We start from the raw sequence: 17,467 nt of genomic DNA, 5'->3' as shown, positions 1-17,467 counted from the left end.
ACGACGGCGTAAAGGCCGTCGTTATAATCTGCTGGCAGCCCTGTGCTTATTTCAGCGCAATACGTACCACGCTGTCTTTGCCTTTGGTGGAATCATCTTTATTAAAGGCTTGCTTAACGGTGACGTACAGCGTCTGCCCATCTGGCGAAACCAGCAGGCTGTTCGGGTTACTGTCGAACGACCAGCTGTTTTTCACCGCGTAGCTGGTGGCGTCAAGCTGCAGCACTTTCTTCGCTTCGCGCTGGCTGATGTAGATTTCATTGCGCTTCGCGTTGAATTTTATGCCCAGCGCATCGCCTTCAATACGCTTAATCACTTTTCCGCTGCGCTCATCGAACACCAGCGTGGTTTTAGCTTTGGAATTATCGGTGACAAACAGGCGGCCTGTTGCCGGATCTTCTGCCATATTCAGCAGCAGATACTCTTTGCCGTCGCCAGCCGTCCAGCGTTTTTCGATTTTATGATTATGCGGATTGATAACCAGCACTTCGCCGCCGCCGTTGGCCGCATAAATGCGATCGGTGACCGGGGACCAGATAATGCCGGTTACCCACTTACCTGCATTTTTAATGGTTTTAACCAGCTTCATGGTGTTGGCATTCACTACCCAGATTACGCCAGGCTCGCCAACGCCGCCGATGTAAAGCTGCCCTTCATGCCACAGGATCTCACGCGCGCCATAAGGCGAACCATCTTTGCCTTTTTCGCTAAATTTCAGGCGTTCCAGCACCTTACCGCTCTGCGCATCCACTTTCGAGATACCGCCATCCAGCGAGTTCGTGGTGTAAAACACCTTGCCATCCGGATCGGCAGCCATGCCAAAGTTCTTCAGATCGGTATGGGTTTCGCCAGTTGTCGCCAGCGTGGTCGGGTCAAGACGATAAAGCACCCCGCCGTTAACGTCTTTGAAAGACTGCGCGCTGGCAACGTAGAGCGCTTTTGGCGTCCAGGCCATTTCATACAGGCCGTCACCTAACTCGCGCTGGTTGAGCTGGGTGTTTGGCGTTGCCGCTGCGGCAGTGTTGACCGGGGCTTCAGGTTTTTTAGCAGGTGCCTGGCAGCCAGCCAGCCCCAGAGCAACAACAACCGCCAGGGCGGCCGGACGTAAAGATTTCATGCAGCACTCCATCAATGGATAAACGGCGCATAGCCGATAAAAAGAATGAGAATCATACGCATTAGCATGCGCGAAGTAAATCTGCATGCGCTATGCGGCAAGGCGCTGCGCTGCCGATTGCCCGGAGAAATTAACAAGTTGTTACACTTTGTGGCGCATACAGCAAGAGACTCGTTAAAAGCAAATACTTATCATTAACATTCTCACTGCGATCCCCTCTTGCCTGTTAATAAGCTTTTTTGGCCGGGTCGTCGAGAATGCGCGTCCTCTTCAGGACAATAACAAGAAATGCCTATTCGAGAACTTTATGTCTTTTAATCGCAGGGAAAACGGCGCGCGTGCGCCGATAAAAACATTTACCGTCTCGCTGCTGGCGCTGGCGATTCATGCTCAGTTCAATCCTGCTGTTGCCGCAGAAACCAACAAGGCAGCCGAGCAGGATATGGTGGTTGACGCGACCACTGCCAGCGACGGTAACGAGCAACAGGATTACAGCGTTAAAACTACGCGGGCCGGAACCAAAATGTTGATGACGCCGCGCGACGTGCCGCAATCGCTTAGCGTGGTCAGCAAGCAGCGAATGCAGGATCAGAATCTTCAGTCGGTCAGCGAGGTGCTGGATAACACCACCGGCATCGCGTCGGAATCTTATGACAGCGAACGTTCGGCTTACTATTCCCGCGGTTTTCAGATTACCAGCTTTACCTATGACGATATCCCCACGACAGCTGGCGATGCCTGGAACTTTGGCGACGCAGCGGAAGATACGGCAATTTACGATCGTATCGAGGTCGTCCGTGGTGCCACCGGCCTGATGACCGGCGCGGGCAGTCCGGCGGCTTCCGTTAACATGGTGCGCAAGCATGCCGACAGCAAGGATTTTACCGGCAACGTTTCCGCCAGCTATGGCAGCTGGAACAAGCAGCGTTATGTCATGGATGTTTCCGGCCCGCTGAGCGAATCCGGCAACGTGCGCGGCCGGGTAATAGCGGGCTATCAGGATCAGGACAGCTGGCTGGATCGCTACCACAAAACGAAGAAATTCCTGTACGGCGTTATTGACGCTGACCTGAACGACAGCACGACGGTTTCGCTGGGCTATGACTATCAGCAAACCAATACCGGCAACCCTACCTGGGGCGGCCTGCCCACCTGGTACAGCAACGGCACACGCACCCACTACAGCCGTAACACCAGTGATGCAGCAGACTGGACGCGTTACAACGTCACTTCTCGTAAGGTGTTTGCTAACGTTACGCACAACTTTGATAACGGCTGGACGTTCCGCGTCAACGGTACACATGGTGAAGAAACCTTTAACGACAAATTACTCTATCTGTCAGACGCACCGGATGAGCAAACGGGCGAAGGTACCTTAGGTATTGGCAGCAAGGACAGGGGCAAGCGCAAGCTGGATTCGATTGATACCTATGCCAGCGGCCCGTTTGAACTGTTTGGCCGCCAGCATGAGATGGTGGCCGGCGTGAGCTACAGCCGTCAACATAATGCTACCTATAGCTCGGATGGTGCTTATGACGAAGGCCAGATGGGCAGCTTCCACGATAGCTGGGACGGCGACGTAGCCGAACCGGAATGGGGTGACTGGTATCAGAATGCGGACGATGTAGTCCGGCAAAAAGCAGTTTACAGCGCAGCACGCTTCTCCCTGGCCGATCCGCTGTCGCTGATTGTTGGCGCACGCTATACCCAGTGGAGCACCATGGGCAGCAGCGGCAACGAGAAAAAGAATAACGTCACGCCATACGGTGGCCTGGTGTATGACATTAATGATACCTGGTCAGCCTATGCCAGCTACACCTCCATTTTCCAGCCGCAGACCTACCGCACTAAAAGCGGCGCCTATCTGGCACCGGTTACCGGTAAAAGCTATGAAACCGGGCTGAAATCCGCCTGGGACGATGGTCGTCTGACCGCCACTATCGCGGTATTCCGTATCGAGCAGGAAAACGCAGCCGAGAGCGACGGCGACAATTATGTCAATAACTCCAGCGAGCAGGCTTACGTCGCCACCAAAGGCGCGACCAGTAAAGGCGCGGAATTTGAGCTGAACGGCGCGGTCACGGATAATTTACAGATGACCTTTGGGGCAACGCGCTTTGTGGCAACGGATTCGACGGGTCGTTATAACAGCCAGATGCCGCAAACGCAGCTGAAACTGTTTACGCGCTATCGCCTGCCGATGCTGCAGCAGCTGACCGTGGGCGGCGGCGTTAACTGGCAAAACCGTACGTTCCAGGACGCGACCGCACCAGATGGAGAAACCAAACGCCTGTATCAAAGCAGCTACCCACTGGCTAATCTGTTTGCACGCTATCAGGTTACGAAGCAGCTGGCGGTACAGGCCAACGTCAACAACCTTTTCGATCGCACCTATTATACCTGGCTGAGCGATTCGGTGGTTTATGGCGCACCGCGTAATTATGAAGTGAATGTTTCTTATAATTTTTGATTAGCTGTCCCGGCCGCTGGCCGGGATTTCTCTGTCTCCGTCAGTAAACTCTTACTCGATCGATGAATTGCCTTATACTTATTAATTCCTTATTGCTATATTCTTGAGGAACGGCACCCTTGATATTTTCATAGAGAAAATCTTCTTCTAAAAAGAACCCCATATCTTTTAGTCGTTTTATTTTCACAGGCATAGCTTCTTTTTGCTTTCTTATAAATTCGCTTTGAATATAGTGGAAGTCACGCGTATCTTTGTTATAACCATAGCCCAACAGATGAAAGTTTCGTTTGTTGAAAGAGCAATCTATTTCAATGCCAGTTATGAACCCTATGTTTCTGTCTGAACAAAATTTTACGCCATCTGATGCTGATTGTGATGAGTTATGATCGGTAATTGAAATGATTGCCAAATCATTTTCCCTGGCAATATCGACAACTTCGCCCACAGGAAAATCCGCATCATCGCTATAAGATGAGTGAATGTGCAAATCAATTTTATCCATTTTAAGCCTCCGCCCATGATAATATTTTTATAACGACCCCAACACCATTGATACACTTTATTATATATGGTCAGTTATTGATTTATATTAATCAGGTCACACTATTTATTTATATTTCCCCATTGGGTGAAACAATTAAAAAGAGTCTAAGACTTTAGAATGAGGTATGAGAAGTGCTGGAAAGTGAGATTCTGAAGTTCGTATTGCACTGGTAGCGGTTAGAAATTAACTTCTCAGGTTGACAGAAAAGTCACTTCAAAAAGCCCTTAAATACTGGCTACTGGTAGTTTTTATACCTTTAAGAAATCAATGCCAATAAGCGTTAAAAGTAACTTTAATATATAACAGTTTCCCTTACTCAGAATGACGCTTGATTTTTCTCGAAAAAAATAGCGCCCTCAGGCGCTATTCATGCAGGCCAGCGAAATCAGAAGCTATAGCTGGCGGTCAGCGAGAAATTACGCGGTTCGCCATAGACAATATAGTTGCCGATATTAGTGTCATATTCTTTGTCGAACAGGTTATTCAGGTTACCCTGAATGGTTAGCTGTTTCGTTACCTGATAACGGCCAAACAGGTTAACCAGCGCATAGCTGCCCTGCTCTGCATGCCAGGTGCCATTGCCTTCCGGTGCGCCAACCTCATCCCAAACCTTGGTTTGCCAGTTGACGCCGCCGCCCACGGTCAGCTGTTGCAGCATTGGCAGACGATAGCTGGTGAAAAGCTTCAGCTGGGTACGCGGCAGTTGCGGGTTAACCGCTTCGCCTTCGCTGTCTTCAGCAATATAACGCGTGCCGCCGACGGTCATCTGCCAGTTGTCGGTTAACGCGCCGTTTACTTCAAACTCGACGCCACGGCTTACCGTTCCGTTCTTACCTACGTAGGCGGTATCGGTTGAACCCGCAACGCTGCGGCCCGTGCTTTCCGCCACGTTATCCTGTTCAATACGGAACACGGCCAGCGTCGTGGTCAGGCGGCTGTTCATCCAGTCTGACTTCAGGCCAGCCTCATAGTTTTTCCCGACAACCGGCGCCAGATAGCTACCGTTGACGTCACGATAGGACTGCGGCTGGAAAACCGAGGTATAGCTGGCATAGGCCGACCAGTTTTCATTGATATCGTAAATGAGTCCGCCATAAGGCGTAATGTTGTTCTTTTCAATATTGTCCGTAAGCGTATCGGTACTCCAGCGCGTATAGCGTGCGCCCAGGATCAGATGCAGCGGATCGGCCAGCGTCACGCGAGTGGCGAGATAGGCAGACTTCTGGCGAGTAACGTCACGCTGCGACAGCGAGCGTTCGCCCCAGTCCGTTTCGGGATACTGGCCGTTATAAGCATTGAAATCGCCCAGCTCTTCAGGCGTGATATTGGCAAAGGTACCGTAATAGGTATTTTGCTGTTTGCTGTAGCTCACGCCTGCCATTAACTCATGCTGGCGACCAAACAGCTGATAAGGCCCGCTGGCGAATGTATCAACAGAGTCGACCTTGCGCTTGCCTGTGTTGTAACCGGTGCCGCCGACGACGGGATAATCAGCGTATGGCGATACGCCAGCCCCGGTGTTTTTATCAAAGTAGCCGCTGATATAGAGCTGGCGGCTGTCGAGGAAGGTTTCGTTATGGGTGCCGTTCAGCGTGAGCTGCCAGCCGTTGTCAAAGTTCTGCTTCAGGTTAACGAACAGCTTTTTGCTTTCTTTATCGTTATAGGCCCAGTCCGGCGCGGTGTTAAAGCCGCGACGATAGCTGGTTGCGCTGCCGTCCGTGTACCAGCGCGGCAGGCCGCCCCAGGTTGGGCTGTCGGCATTGGTTTGTTGAAACTCATAGCCGACAGAAAGCGTGGTCGAGTCCGTCAAATCGGCATCAACCACGCCGTAGAAGAATTTCTTCTCTGCGCTATAACGCTCAACAAAGCTGTCATTATCCTGATAGCCAGCCACGAGGCGGCCGCGCACGTTGCCGGATTCGCTTAACGGCGCAGAGAGATCGGCGACGTAGCGCTGCTTATTCCAGCTGCCGTAAGTCGCCGATACGTTACAGGTGAACTCTTTACTGTCGGCGTGCTTGCGTACCATGTTAACGGAGGCAGATGGGTTGCCCGCGCCGGTCATCAGGCCGGTTGCGCCACGCACCACCTCCACGCGTTCATAAAGAGCCGTATCTGACTGCGCATCGCCCAGGTTCCACTGTCCCTGAAAGGTGGTCGGGATGCCGTCGACCATGTAGTTATCAATCAGGAAACCGCGTGAGTAATAGGTGCGGCGATCCATATCCGCTACGTTTTCCATAACGCCAGTCGTATTGTTCAGCACGTCGCCCAGCGATTGCAGCTGCTGATCTTCCATACGCTGTTTACTGGTGATGCTTATCGACTGAGGAATGTCACGGGAAGTCAGCGACATTTTGGTTCCCGCATTAGTCACGGGGACGCTGTAATCCGTTGCTGCCGTACTGTCAGCACTCTCGGCGGTGCCGCTAACCGTCAGCGTTTGTTCTTTCGCTGCATCCGCCGCGTGAGCCTGCGGGATATGAATGGCCAGCGCGACCAGTGCGGCAACGACCGTATAAGAAGTATTGATACGGGCAGCGCCCTTTTCCCTGTTAAAACGTTGTGCAAAAGACATCCTGACCTCGATCTTTATGTTTTTTATGAACAGGCAACGCTGTTCAGCCACTGTTGTGATGCACTGCGGAACGCCGCCACAGGTCGCTTTTTAAGCGCTATGAAACGGCTGTATACAAATGAGAATGAGAACTATAATTTTTTTTATTTAACATGTAAAAGACTATTAATGACCTTTTCAGGATTTTGTAAGTCATGTATGGAGATGATGCGCAACGTAAAAAAATGGCCTGACCGGCTCCTCTTACGTTGGGTTGTTATGACTTTGTCGTTAGCCTTTACTTTTGGCGGCCAACGCCGTTAACATAACGTCCAGACAGCAAAGCCCGGCTTTGTTGCGTAAGCGTTAACGTCAACCAACGCACTTTCAGCAGGCCGTGCCTGCTCCGGTGCGATATTTAATGCTTATGAACCCACGCTCTCTTTTTGCCCGTTCTGGTTTTTTCCTGTTTGTATTGCTCACCACCGCTGCCAGTCTGCGCGCGCCGCTAACGGCAATCGGGCCGGTGCTGGAAGATATTCGCGCCACGTTTAACCTGTCTGCCAGCGCTGCTGGCCTGCTCAATTTTATTCCGCTTATGATGTTCGCCCTGCTTGCGCCGCCCGCAGCCTGGGCTGGTAACCGCTTTGGCCTGGAGAAAACGCTCTGGTATGCCGTCTGGCTGATTATGCTGGGATCGCTACTGCGTGTGGGCAGCGGCGTAACGGGTCTGTGGCTGGGGACGCTGTTGTTAAGCGCAGGTATTGCGGCGGCTAACGTATTGCTACCGCCGTTGATCAAAAGAGATTTTGCCGGGCATACCGCACGCTATATTGGCCTTTATGCTGGCGTGATGGCCGTGACTGCTAGCCTGGCTTCAGGGGTTGCCGTTCCGCTGGCCCAGGCAACGAAAACCGGCTGGATTTTGTCGCTGGGCATATGGTTGCTCCCGGCTGTAGTGGCGTTAGTAGCCTGGCTACCGCTATTAAAATATTCCCGAGGCGCGAGCAATAATAAAAATGCCGCTTCCCGACTACGGTCGCCATGGCGTTCCGCGCTGGGCTGGCAGGTATCGCTGTTTATGGCATTGCAGTCAATGGTGTTCTATACGCTTATCGCCTGGTTTACGCCCTGGGCTGAGGCACAGGGTTTTAGCCAGCTGTCTGCAGGCTGGCTGCTGTTTGTTTATCAGATTGTTGCCGTGGTTTCGAACCTGAGCTGTATGGTCGCGTTAAAAAAGCTGTCCGATCAGCGCATCATCGGGTTTCTGGCTTCGCTGGCTATTTTTATCGGGCTGGGTGGTCTCTATTGTTTTCCGGCACTGGCCATACTGTGGTTGATAACGGCCGGGCTTGGCGCAGGTGCCTCAATGGTAATCTGCCTTTCGCTGTTTGGTTTACGCTCCGGCGATCATCGGCAGGCTTCGCAGCTTTCCGGCATGGGCCAGTGCGTAGGCTATGGGCTGGCCGCGCTGGGCCCGCTGGCTTTTGGCATGATCCATGAGCACTTTAATAACTGGTCAACTCCATTGCTGGTACTGATAGCAATGAGCCTGCTCCAGGTATTTATTGCGCCGCTGGCAGGCAGAAATCGGACGATTGGCTGACGCCCGCCCGCTCCTTTTGGGTAGCGAAAACAGAGGCCGGTGCATTTTTTGCTGATTGGCCAATTCTATCGCCAATGTTAAAGGTTACTTTTACCGTTAGTCTATTTAGTATGATGTAACTAAAGTGCAGCATTGCTACACCACAATACTGAATCACGTGAAACATCTCCCCCTTACGCAATCCATGCGAAATAACGCGTGGAAACATTTTTAAGATGAGACCTGACTGTTTTTGACGACCTGGAGGCGCTAAAATAGCGTATTAAAAGCCGCTTGTAGAGTGAGGTATAATGATCTGTCGTTTCACCCTGGCCGTTGCGATGGCCGCCATAACCCTGACCGGCTGCGCCGCCCATAAAAAAGACGAGCCGGCATCCACGTCGTCAATCACCGCTTCGGCCGCTAATTTATTTAAGGGCCCGGCAGAGATTTCAGCGGAAGACTTTTCGACTGGACCGACTCAGGTCAACGTGTCGCACGAGATTAGCCGCACCGACGATGGATCCCCTGTTTACGTTACCGTCGACGGTAAAGATGCGGGCGCGCTGATCCGTGGTCAGAGCCTGCAGCTTCACCTGCCGGCTGGCGAGCACCAGGTGGGTGGCTACGTCCCTACCCTGCTCGGCTTTGGCCGCGTGACTATCCCGGCAGTGAAGGTGACAACTGCACCGGATAAGGTAAAACAGGTTGCCTATTCCACGGCCAAAAACAAACCGGCGTTTACCGAGACCGATGCGAAACAGGGTTAACCGTTCGCTAAAGAGTTAACGAAAAAAAGGCGATCGATGCGATCGCCTTTTTAATCATATCGTACTTATTACGCGGGGGAGATCGGGCTGCTTTCCTTGCAAAAAAAGCCCTGCTTTAAAAGCCAGGGCTTAGAAAATTCCGTAGCGATAAATCAGAAATCCGCTTTCAAGACCACACGGTAATTAGCTTTACCGGCGCGGACATGATCCAGCGCATCGTTAATTTTCGACATGGGGAAATATTCTACTTTCGGCGCAATATCGCGGCGCGAAGCCAGTTTCAGCAGCGAACGCAGCTGGCCCGGCGATCCGGTAGAAGAACCGGTCAACGCTTTGTCGCCCATAATCAGCTGAAACGCAGATACTTCAAACGGCTTCATTACGGCACCCACGGTATGGAATTTACCTTTTGGTGCCAGCGCGTCAAAGTAAGGTTTCCAGTCCAGATCGACCGCGACGGTGCTGAGGATCAAATCGAAACGCCCAGCCTGCTTTTTCAGCTCTTCCGCATCGCGGCTGTTAACCACTTCGTCCGCACCCATTTCCAGAATGGACTGCTTTTTATCCGGCGTTGAGCTGAAAGCAACTACTTCTGCACCCATCGCGCGCAGGATTTTGATGGCGATATGGCCCAGGCCGCCGATACCGATAACGCCCACACGGCTGGTCGCCGTGATGTTGCTCATCAGTAATGGTTTAAATACGGTGATGCCGCCGCACAGGAGCGGGCCCGCCGTTGAGGCATCCAGGCTTTCCGGCAGCGGGATAACCCATTGCCAGTCGGCGCGCAGCTTCTCGGCGAAGCCACCGTTGTTCAGGATGGTTGGGACAGAGCCTTGCTCACAGTTAACCTGCTCGCCATTGATGCAGGCATCACAGTGCTGGCAGCTTTTGGCCGTCCAGCCAATGCCCACGCGCTGCCCTATCGACAGCCCTTTGGTTTTTGCCGCTTCGCCCAGTGCCGATACGCGACCAATGACTTCGTGGCCTGCAATGGTCGGATAGTGTGAGATACCCCATTCGTTATCGATCATCGACAGGTCGGAATGGCATACGCCGCAGTATTCCACTGTTACTTCGACTTCTTCCGCGCTCAGCTCAGCCGCGTCATATTCATACAGTTCCAGCGCCTTGCCGGCTTCCATTGCTGCGTAACTTTTAATTTTCATTCTTCTACCTCAGATTTCAATAACCGTCTGAGTTTAGCAAAGCTGCGAGAACACCCTGGCAGCGAAATGGGCCATCACCGTTGAGGAGTGTATCAGGATGTAAATTCTGCTCAGACCTTCTGCAATCTGCCTGTTATTAACCCAGCCTGACGAAAGCCTGTCGGCGTATGCCGTAACCTTTTGGCCTGAATAGGATATTAGTCACAAAAGTTCTGGCGGCCCGCAATTTTGAAAATTAGAGGTAAGTTTTTTCCGCTGCCTGAAATTTCGCCATTTTTCCTTTGATTTTAATGTGTTCCTGACTTTTTGCCGCTTCATGGCGTAAGCAAACCCCGCTTTACCCTCTTATTTTCGCATTTGATTTAAGGCCACTCGACTACAGTAAATAGAAATTTGGATTAAAACTTATTGAATCCTGACTAAAAAGGTCTGATTTAGTGGCTAAACAATTTCTACGCAGCGGAAGCCTGGACGCGGTTCTGCCTCTGGGCGAGAACGGTCAACCCGTTTACCTGTCAGCCCTGCAGCTGCGCGAGACGCTGCGCCTGCGCAAGCAGCAGCAGATTGCTGACTGCCTGGCTATTCCTCAACCCAACGATGCTGGCGATCGCCTGGACTGGTACTCGCCCGTTTCCGGCAAAATCACCTCCTGGGCCGCCGCCAGCGACAGCGCCCGTACTCATGCATTAAATCATCTTATTGCCTGTCAGCAGACGGTTGCGGAGATCTGCCAGCGCGCGCAGCAGTCCGAAAAAACCAGTCAGAAACGATTTGGCGCACTGCTGGCCAAGGCGCTGCAGTTCCCCGATCAGAACTTTGTTTATCTGGTTGGCGGCAAGCCGGTACTGACCTTCTGGGGATTTGTTAGCCTGGATAAAAAGACGCAGCAGGATCCGCTGGATTGCCTGCGTGCGGTGGAAGAAGAGCTGCCGTTGACGCTATCGAAAATGACTGCCGTCGCGCCGCTGGTAACCGCCTCGCCTGCCATTGCGGCTTATCAGCCCGAGCCGGAGCCCGTTGCGCCGGAAGTGCCCCCGCAACCCGAGCCGGAAACTAAAGCTGAGGTTACGCCCGAACCCGCTAAGCCAGAGCCTGCACCGGTCAAAAATAGTTCTGTCAAACGCAATCTTCTGCGCTATGGCTGGATAGTCCCTGCCGCCGCGCTGCTGGTTGTTTTTGGTGTGCAGATGAAAAACTCTTTCTCTACTCCGGAGCAGAAGCCCGCTTCTTCCGCTGCGGTAACTAACCCGCAGCCAACGCCGACGCCAGCCGAACCGGTAAAAGAATCCGCATCCGCGCCGCAGGAAATGGCTAAGCCATCTGCCGCGCCGCTACAGGAAACAGCCTCTGTGGCGCATCAGGCCACTAAGCTTCCGGTAACGCCAGCCACCGTTGCTGCTGCTTCCACGGCAAATAAACCAGCCGAGGAGCCGGTAACCGAAACGCCAGCAGCAGCACCAGCCGTTGCCGAACAACCTGCTGTTCCGGCCGGAAAAGATGATTTAGTGCTGCCAGCTGACGCCGTGAAAATTGGCTCCACACGTTTCCTTAACGGTAACTGGCGTGTGATTGTCGGCATTAAAACGCCGTTGACCGGCAAGCCACCCGTGCTGCGCTATCAACTGCGCAATGGTAAAGGCCAGGCGCAAATGACCCAGGGCGACGGTACCGTCTGCCGCGTGGATGTTTATGCCGGCCTGATGAAATCCGGCAACCTGGTGATTAACAGCCGTACCAGAGCGAAATGCAGCGACGGGTCACGTTACAAAATGCCGGAACTGGTTTGCGTTCAGGGTGCCGAAGGCACGGCCGCCGCCTGTAACGGCCAGTACGATGCCGAAACCGTATTACCGATGACGATGAAGCGCGAGAGTAAACAATGATGCTGGCGACTATCGCTGATTTAAAACCGACGATGACGCTGATTCAAAACAGCGGCATTCAGTTTCTCGATTTTGCCCTGACGCCGGATCCAGAGAACGATCTGCCCGGAAAATTTGTGCGCCAGACGGCTAACGGCCCGCTGCTGCGCCTGAATTTTAATGCGCAAACCGGCAAGTATCTGCTGCCCATCGCCGTGGGCGGCATGCCGGAAGTGGTCAAGCCTGAGTTCAGTTTTCCGCTGTCGCAGTCGCTGGCATTATTGAACGGCGTCTGGCTGCCGCTGCCTTTTTTACGTTTTAATCCGCCGCGCACTTTTATTGGCGGCCCCGATAATTGGGCGCGCGTGCAGATTGTCGAGCTGGATAGCCCGGATCAAAACGGCAAAACGCACCGTATTTGCCTGGCGTTTGAAACCCGCACCTGGGCCGAAGGCGAAGATGAAACGCTGGCGCTGAACGAGAGCGACGTGAAAAATGGCGTCAGTTTCGCGCTGGCTTACCGCAGCAACGAGCTGGGCGAATTTCTCGACCACACGTGGATTGACGGCTGGCTGCGGGAAGTTTTTAGCCAGCAGGCCACCACGGTCGAACAGCGTCCGCAGGTAAACATTCGTACCGCACTGCGTGAGTTCGAGTACCAGGCGCATTATCTGAACATTTTGCACATGCTCGGCCACCAGCTGGCGCTGCCGGAACTGAAAATCAGCGCGGCCACCCTACAGGAACCCGCTATTCCCGTTGATTTGATTCTGGACGTGGGCAACTCGCACACCTGCGGCATCATGGTTGAAGATCACGTAGACGATCACCACGGCCTGAAGCATACCTATGAGCTACAGCTACGCGATCTGACTTCACCGCAGTACCTTTACAACGAACTGTTTGAAAGTCGCGTAGAGTTTGCGCAGGCCACTTTCGGCAAGCAAAATTTCTCGGTGGAAAGCGGTCGCGATGACGCTTTTATCTGGCCATCTATTACGCGCGTCGGTCGCGAGGCCAGCCATCTGGCTCTGCAGCGACTGGGCACCGAAGGCGCAACCGGCATCTCCAGCCCGCGCCGCTATCTGTGGGATGAAGAAGCCTATACGCCAGGCTGGCGCTTTAGCCGTACGCCAGGCAACGCCGCACAGGAGCCGCTGGCTACCGCCGCGCCGCTGACCAACCTGGTTAACGATGAAGGCGAGCCGCTTTACAATCAGCCGCTGGAAGAGAGGCTGCCGGTGTTTTCCCCGCAGTACAGCCGCAGCTCCGTAATGACCTTTATGCTCGGCGAACTGTTGGCACAGGCGCTGATGCAAATGAATAGCGCAACGCAGCGCCAGAAAATGTTGCACAGCAGCGCGCCGCGTCAGCTACGCAATATTATTCTGACGTTGCCGTCCGCGATGCCCAAGCCCGAGCGCGAGATTTTTCGCCGTCGCATGATGGAGGCGATTGCCCTGGTCTGGAAAGCCATGGGCTGGCACCCGGCCGACGACGATTTTACCAGCGCCAAAGACAAAGCGAAAAGCAGTGTGCCGGTGCCGGAAGTGCAGATGGAATGGGACGAGGCCACCTGCGGGCAAATGGTCTATCTCTATAACGAAACCCAGGTGAACTTTGGCGGTCGCGCCGAAGCCTTTTTTATCAGCATGGCGCGTCCGGATCGCGTTCGCGCGCCGGATGAACCCGTGGGTAAAACGCTGCGCATTGCCTCCATCGACATCGGCGGCGGCACCACCGATCTGGCGATTACCCAATACCGCCTGGATGATGGCGTCGGCAACAACGTTAAAATCATGCCGCGCCTGCTGTTCCGCGAGGGCTTTAAGCTGGCCGGTGACGATATCCTGCTGGACGTCATTCAGCTTTACGTGCTGCCCGCGCTGCAACACGCGTTTAAAGAAGCGGGCATGGTTAATCCGGAAGGCGTGATGACGCGGCTGTTTGGCCACGAAGGCAGGCTTGACGGGCACTCGACGCTGCGCCAGCAGATTACGCTGCAGATTTTTATTCCGGTCGGCCAGGCGATCCTCGAAGCCTACGAAAGATTCGACCCGCTGGAGCTGAATGCCGAAGTGGATGCGCGGTTTGAAGAGCTGCTGGCGCAGGCACCCACGCAGAAGCTGTTAGAGTATATCAACCGTGAAATTCAGCGCGAGTTGCCGAACGAAGCGGAAGCTTTCGATATTTTACGCGTGCCGCTGGTGGTTAAGCTCGGCAAGCTGCACGCCGAGTTCCTGTCGCCACGCATGAATATTACGCAAAGCCTGCGCTCGATGTCGGAAGTGGTCGCCGTTTACGACTGCGACGTCCTGCTGCTGACGGGTCGTCCTTCGCGTTTTCCTGGCGTGCAGGCGCTGTTCCGCCATCTGCAACCGCTGCCGGTCAGCCGTATCCTTTCGCTGGATGGCTATCATACCAACGACTGGTATCCTTTTAACAAACAGGGCCGTATTGAAAATCCGAAATCTACCGCCGCAGTGGGTGCCATGCTGTGCCTGCTGTCGCTGGATTTAAGGCTGGCTAACTTCTGGTTTAAGGCGGGCGATTTCCAGCCTTACTCCACTATTCGCTATCTGGGCATGCTGGACGGCAACGGCGCGCTCAGCGCTGAAAACGTCTGGTACGCCGATATCGATCTGGACGACGAGCGCTTCAAGCTGGACTCGCGCGAGCGTTTTCAGGTTCGCGGTGCGCTAACTTTAGGCTTCCGCCAGCTCGATAACGATCGCTGGCCCGCTTCGCCACTGTATACGCTGTCCATTGCCGATCCACAGCTGGCGCGCAGCGTTGCCGGGGACAAGGTGCTGAAAATCAGGCTGGCAGTGGCAAAAACCGAGGGTGAATTCGGACCGGAACGATTTGAAATTGCCGAGGCGACGCTGGACGACGGCAGCCGCGTTCCGCTGGAGCATCTGCGGTTAAAACTTAATACTCTGGCCAGCAGCGGCTCAGGCCTGACCCATTACTGGATTGACAGTGGGAGCGTATACAAGAAATGAAAGCATTGACGCCTAAACAGCTGTCGGGACAGTTCGGCAAAAAACTGGAGAGCGTGGTAAAAGGCATCGACCGGTCACTGCTGTGGCTGGAGAGCGCTCGCCAGAATGCGCCGCGCCTTGATATGGAAGCAGACCGTCTGCGCACCAGGCTTCAGTCTCAGCACAACAAGGCCAGCTGGCTAATTGAAGCCTCGGGCAAAGAGTGTGCAGTTGGCTTTTTTGGCCTGGCCCAGGCGGGCAAAGCGTGGCTGATTGCCGCGCTGGCCGCCAGTGAAAAAGGCCGTATGGAGCTGGCGATCGGCAATGCAACCTTCGACTATTCCCAGCTCAACCCTCAGCAGCAGAGTGCAACGCTGGTGATGCGATTTAGCGGCCAGCAAACCCGTACGGATAACGAGTGGCCCGTGCAGCTGGCGCTAATGAGTGAGGAAGAGATTGTCGGCGTCATCGCCGATATCTGGGCAAAGCGCAGCGGCAAACCGGTAATGGACGAGCAGCAGATCGCCGAGCGCATGAGAAACGTTGCCGTGTTCCGTCAGCCGCAGCCCGTTGACGGCATGAACAGTCATAACGTGGTGGCGCTCTGGCAGCGTCTGAATAACGCGCAGGTTTGCCGCAGCAAGGCGCTGGAAAGCCATTTCTGGCCGCAGGCCGTGGAGCTTGCGCCGTTTTTAGGCGTGGACGATCGCGCCCGGCTTTTTTCGCTGCTGTGGAACGAAGATCGCGAGCTTTCCGCGCTTTATCGCCAGCTGGCGCACGTGCTGCATCATCTCTCTAACGTGCGTCGCGTGCTGGCACCGATTACCGTCATTGACGATGCCGGGCTTAGCGTGCTGAACAGCAGCAGCCTGCGCTATTTTAACGCCTCTTCCGACCGGGTGATTCAGGTGGTGCCGCAGCATAACGGCCGCAGCCTGAAACCGGTCACGCTGGCGCTGGGCGAGCTGAACCTGCTTAGCCGTGAAGTGCTGTTGCCATTTTACAGCGCGCCGAGAGAAAACCTGTTCGAACAGGTTGATCTGCTCGATTATCCGGGTTTTGAAGAGCCGTCAATATTGCCGGACGATCCTTACCATGAACTGGCGCTGGCATTTACCACTGCCAAACGCCCTTTTCTGCTGACCCGCGCCGCCGAAAGGCAGGATGTCGATCTGCTGATGGTTTGTAATGCTTCCGGCCAGCGTGCCGATGCGCAAACCGTGGGCCGCGTGCTGGATAACTGGGTAAAACAGACCCAGGGCGAAAACACCCAGCTGCGCAACGGACGCAAGCCAGGACTGATCTGGGCGTTGACGCCCTTCGACCAGCGCATTACCCGCGGTCAGAATCACGATGCCGCCGTCCAGCGTTTCGTAGGTAATCCGGGCGACACCTGGGGGACCATGCTGGCAATGGACGATAAAGGCGTCAAGCGTATGGCGGGCTGGCTGACGACCGAAGTCAAGCGCGAAGGTAAAACGGCGCGTTTGCAGGAGCAGCTTAACGAAATCCGCCGCGAGCTGAGCGACAACCTTCTGGGCCGCTGGTATCTGGCCGCCGAAAAAGAGGAGCCGCAGGCTCGCCTGCGTATTGCGGAAAGTTTGCTGAAGGCTCTACAGGCCAGAACCGGCGTGCATGGTGAACTGCTGGAGCGGCTATTGCCAACGCGCGAGACGCTGCGCCATCTTTTTATGCAGCAGCAGCATCCTGCCGAGCGACGCGCCAGCGAAGAATTTGCGCTGACGGAAGAAGATCCTTTTGGTATTGGCATCAGCATCGATCTGTTAAGCAACGAGCCGCTGCCTGCTTTGCAGACCCTTCCGCAGGATACGCAGGATGAAGAGGCAGAAGCGGGCTTTGCGCAGCTGGTTTACCGTTACTGGATTAATCTGCTGGTGCAGCTGCCTGAACAGGCCGCCTTGCTGGAGCTGTTAGGGGTCACGCGCCCTACGCTGGAAATGCTGACGGAAGAGCTGGCCACCGCCAGTATTCGCCTGAACATTGAAGACGCGCTGGTGAAGATCCTGACCGATCAGGATGCGGCCAATACGCCTGCCGAGCTGCTGGCAGATCGCCAGGTTTCCCGTGCGCTAAGCGTGCTAGGTGACTTCGTCGCGTGGCTAGGCTTTCAACATCTGCCCGAAGCCGAACGTCCGGACAGCAAAATTAATCGCGGACAGAAAATTTTTGCCCGCCCGGAAACGCAGGCGGCGAGTCTTGGGCCAACCCAGCGCCTCACCCGCCTGTCGCTGAAGCCGAATAACTATGCGGCCTGGTATATCTATGACTGGCTGGTAGGGCTGAATGAAACCATTATGCTCAACGCAGGCTATTCTGCCGCTCGTGAGATTGATGCCGAACACCGCGAGCAGCTTGCGGCTATCTTAAAACAGCTTGGCTAACGCAGCG

At 54.3% G+C, this 17,467-nt stretch carries 10 protein-coding genes; 6 read left to right on the top strand and 4 right to left on the bottom strand.

Features of this window, described 5'->3' with window-relative positions; translation table 11 throughout:
- Nucleotides 1-46 precede the first annotated feature (46 nt).
- Nucleotides 47-1,117, bottom strand: coding sequence for a YncE family protein (locus ACMGGR_RS09785; protein ID WP_414148776.1), 1,071 nt, complete (start codon nt 1,115-1,117; stop codon nt 47-49).
- A 307-nt stretch (nt 1,118-1,424) separates the two neighbouring features.
- Here ACMGGR_RS09785 and fhuE (ACMGGR_RS09780) point away from each other — a divergent pair, with 307 nt between their 5' ends.
- Nucleotides 1,425-3,587: a ferric-rhodotorulic acid/ferric-coprogen receptor FhuE gene (fhuE, locus tag ACMGGR_RS09780; RefSeq protein ID WP_414148775.1), complete on the top strand. Its 2,163-nt coding sequence runs from the start codon at nt 1,425-1,427 to the stop codon at nt 3,585-3,587.
- Nucleotides 3,588-3,627: 40 nt separating this feature from the next.
- On the opposite strand, the gene ACMGGR_RS09775 is transcribed toward fhuE (ACMGGR_RS09780), so the two are convergent.
- Both ACMGGR_RS09775 and fhuE (ACMGGR_RS09770) read right to left on the bottom strand, forming a co-directional pair.
- Nucleotides 3,628-4,089, bottom strand: coding sequence for a PHP domain-containing protein (locus ACMGGR_RS09775; protein ID WP_414148774.1), 462 nt, complete (start codon nt 4,087-4,089; stop codon nt 3,628-3,630).
- A gap of 427 nt (nt 4,090-4,516) precedes the next feature.
- Entirely contained in the window at nt 4,517-6,709 is a 2,193-nt protein-coding gene (gene fhuE / locus ACMGGR_RS09770; protein ID WP_414148773.1) for a ferric-rhodotorulic acid/ferric-coprogen receptor FhuE, read from the bottom strand.
- Between the two features lie 400 nt (nt 6,710-7,109).
- Here fhuE (ACMGGR_RS09770) and ACMGGR_RS09765 point away from each other — a divergent pair, with 400 nt between their 5' ends.
- Nucleotides 7,110-8,294 carry a CynX/NimT family MFS transporter gene (locus ACMGGR_RS09765; protein WP_414148772.1) on the top strand — a complete coding sequence of 395 codons (1,185 nt, stop codon included), beginning with the start codon at nt 7,110-7,112 and terminating at the stop codon, nt 8,292-8,294.
- A 290-nt stretch (nt 8,295-8,584) separates the two neighbouring features.
- On the top strand, nt 8,585-9,043 hold the full coding sequence (locus tag ACMGGR_RS09760; RefSeq protein WP_246759492.1) for a hypothetical protein: 459 nt from the start codon (nt 8,585-8,587) through the stop codon (nt 9,041-9,043).
- A 152-nt stretch (nt 9,044-9,195) separates the two neighbouring features.
- Here the strand turns inward: ACMGGR_RS09760 and ahr are convergent, their stop codons facing one another.
- Nucleotides 9,196-10,212, bottom strand: coding sequence for an NADPH-dependent aldehyde reductase Ahr (ahr, locus tag ACMGGR_RS09755; RefSeq protein WP_414148771.1), 1,017 nt, complete (start codon nt 10,210-10,212; stop codon nt 9,196-9,198).
- Nucleotides 10,213-10,649: 437 nt separating this feature from the next.
- Here ahr and ACMGGR_RS09750 point away from each other — a divergent pair, with 437 nt between their 5' ends.
- Genes ACMGGR_RS09750 through ACMGGR_RS09740 form a run of 3 tightly spaced genes read left to right on the top strand, consistent with a single transcriptional unit; the run spans nt 10,650 to nt 17,460 of the window.
- The gene (locus ACMGGR_RS09750; protein WP_414148770.1) at nt 10,650-12,095 is read left to right on the top strand and encodes an SrfA family protein; all 1,446 of its coding nucleotides are present in this window, start codon (nt 10,650-10,652) and stop codon (nt 12,093-12,095) included.
- Nucleotides 12,095-15,079, top strand: coding sequence for a virulence factor SrfB (locus ACMGGR_RS09745; RefSeq protein ID WP_414148942.1), 2,985 nt, complete (start codon nt 12,095-12,097; stop codon nt 15,077-15,079). The genes ACMGGR_RS09750 and ACMGGR_RS09745 overlap by 1 nt, the downstream gene beginning before the upstream one ends.
- Nucleotides 15,076-17,460, top strand: a complete 2,385-nt coding sequence (locus ACMGGR_RS09740) for a virulence factor SrfC family protein (RefSeq protein ID WP_414148769.1) — start codon at nt 15,076-15,078, stop codon at nt 17,458-17,460. Before ACMGGR_RS09745 ends, ACMGGR_RS09740 begins: the two co-directional genes overlap by 4 nt.
- Nucleotides 17,461-17,467: the final 7 nt, after the last annotated feature.

This window comes from Erwinia sp. BNK-24-b (assembly GCF_047456155.1).
Classification (GTDB): Bacteria; Pseudomonadota; Gammaproteobacteria; order Enterobacterales; family Enterobacteriaceae; genus Erwinia; species Erwinia phyllosphaerae.
This window is presented reverse-complemented; position numbering and strand designations above follow the sequence as displayed.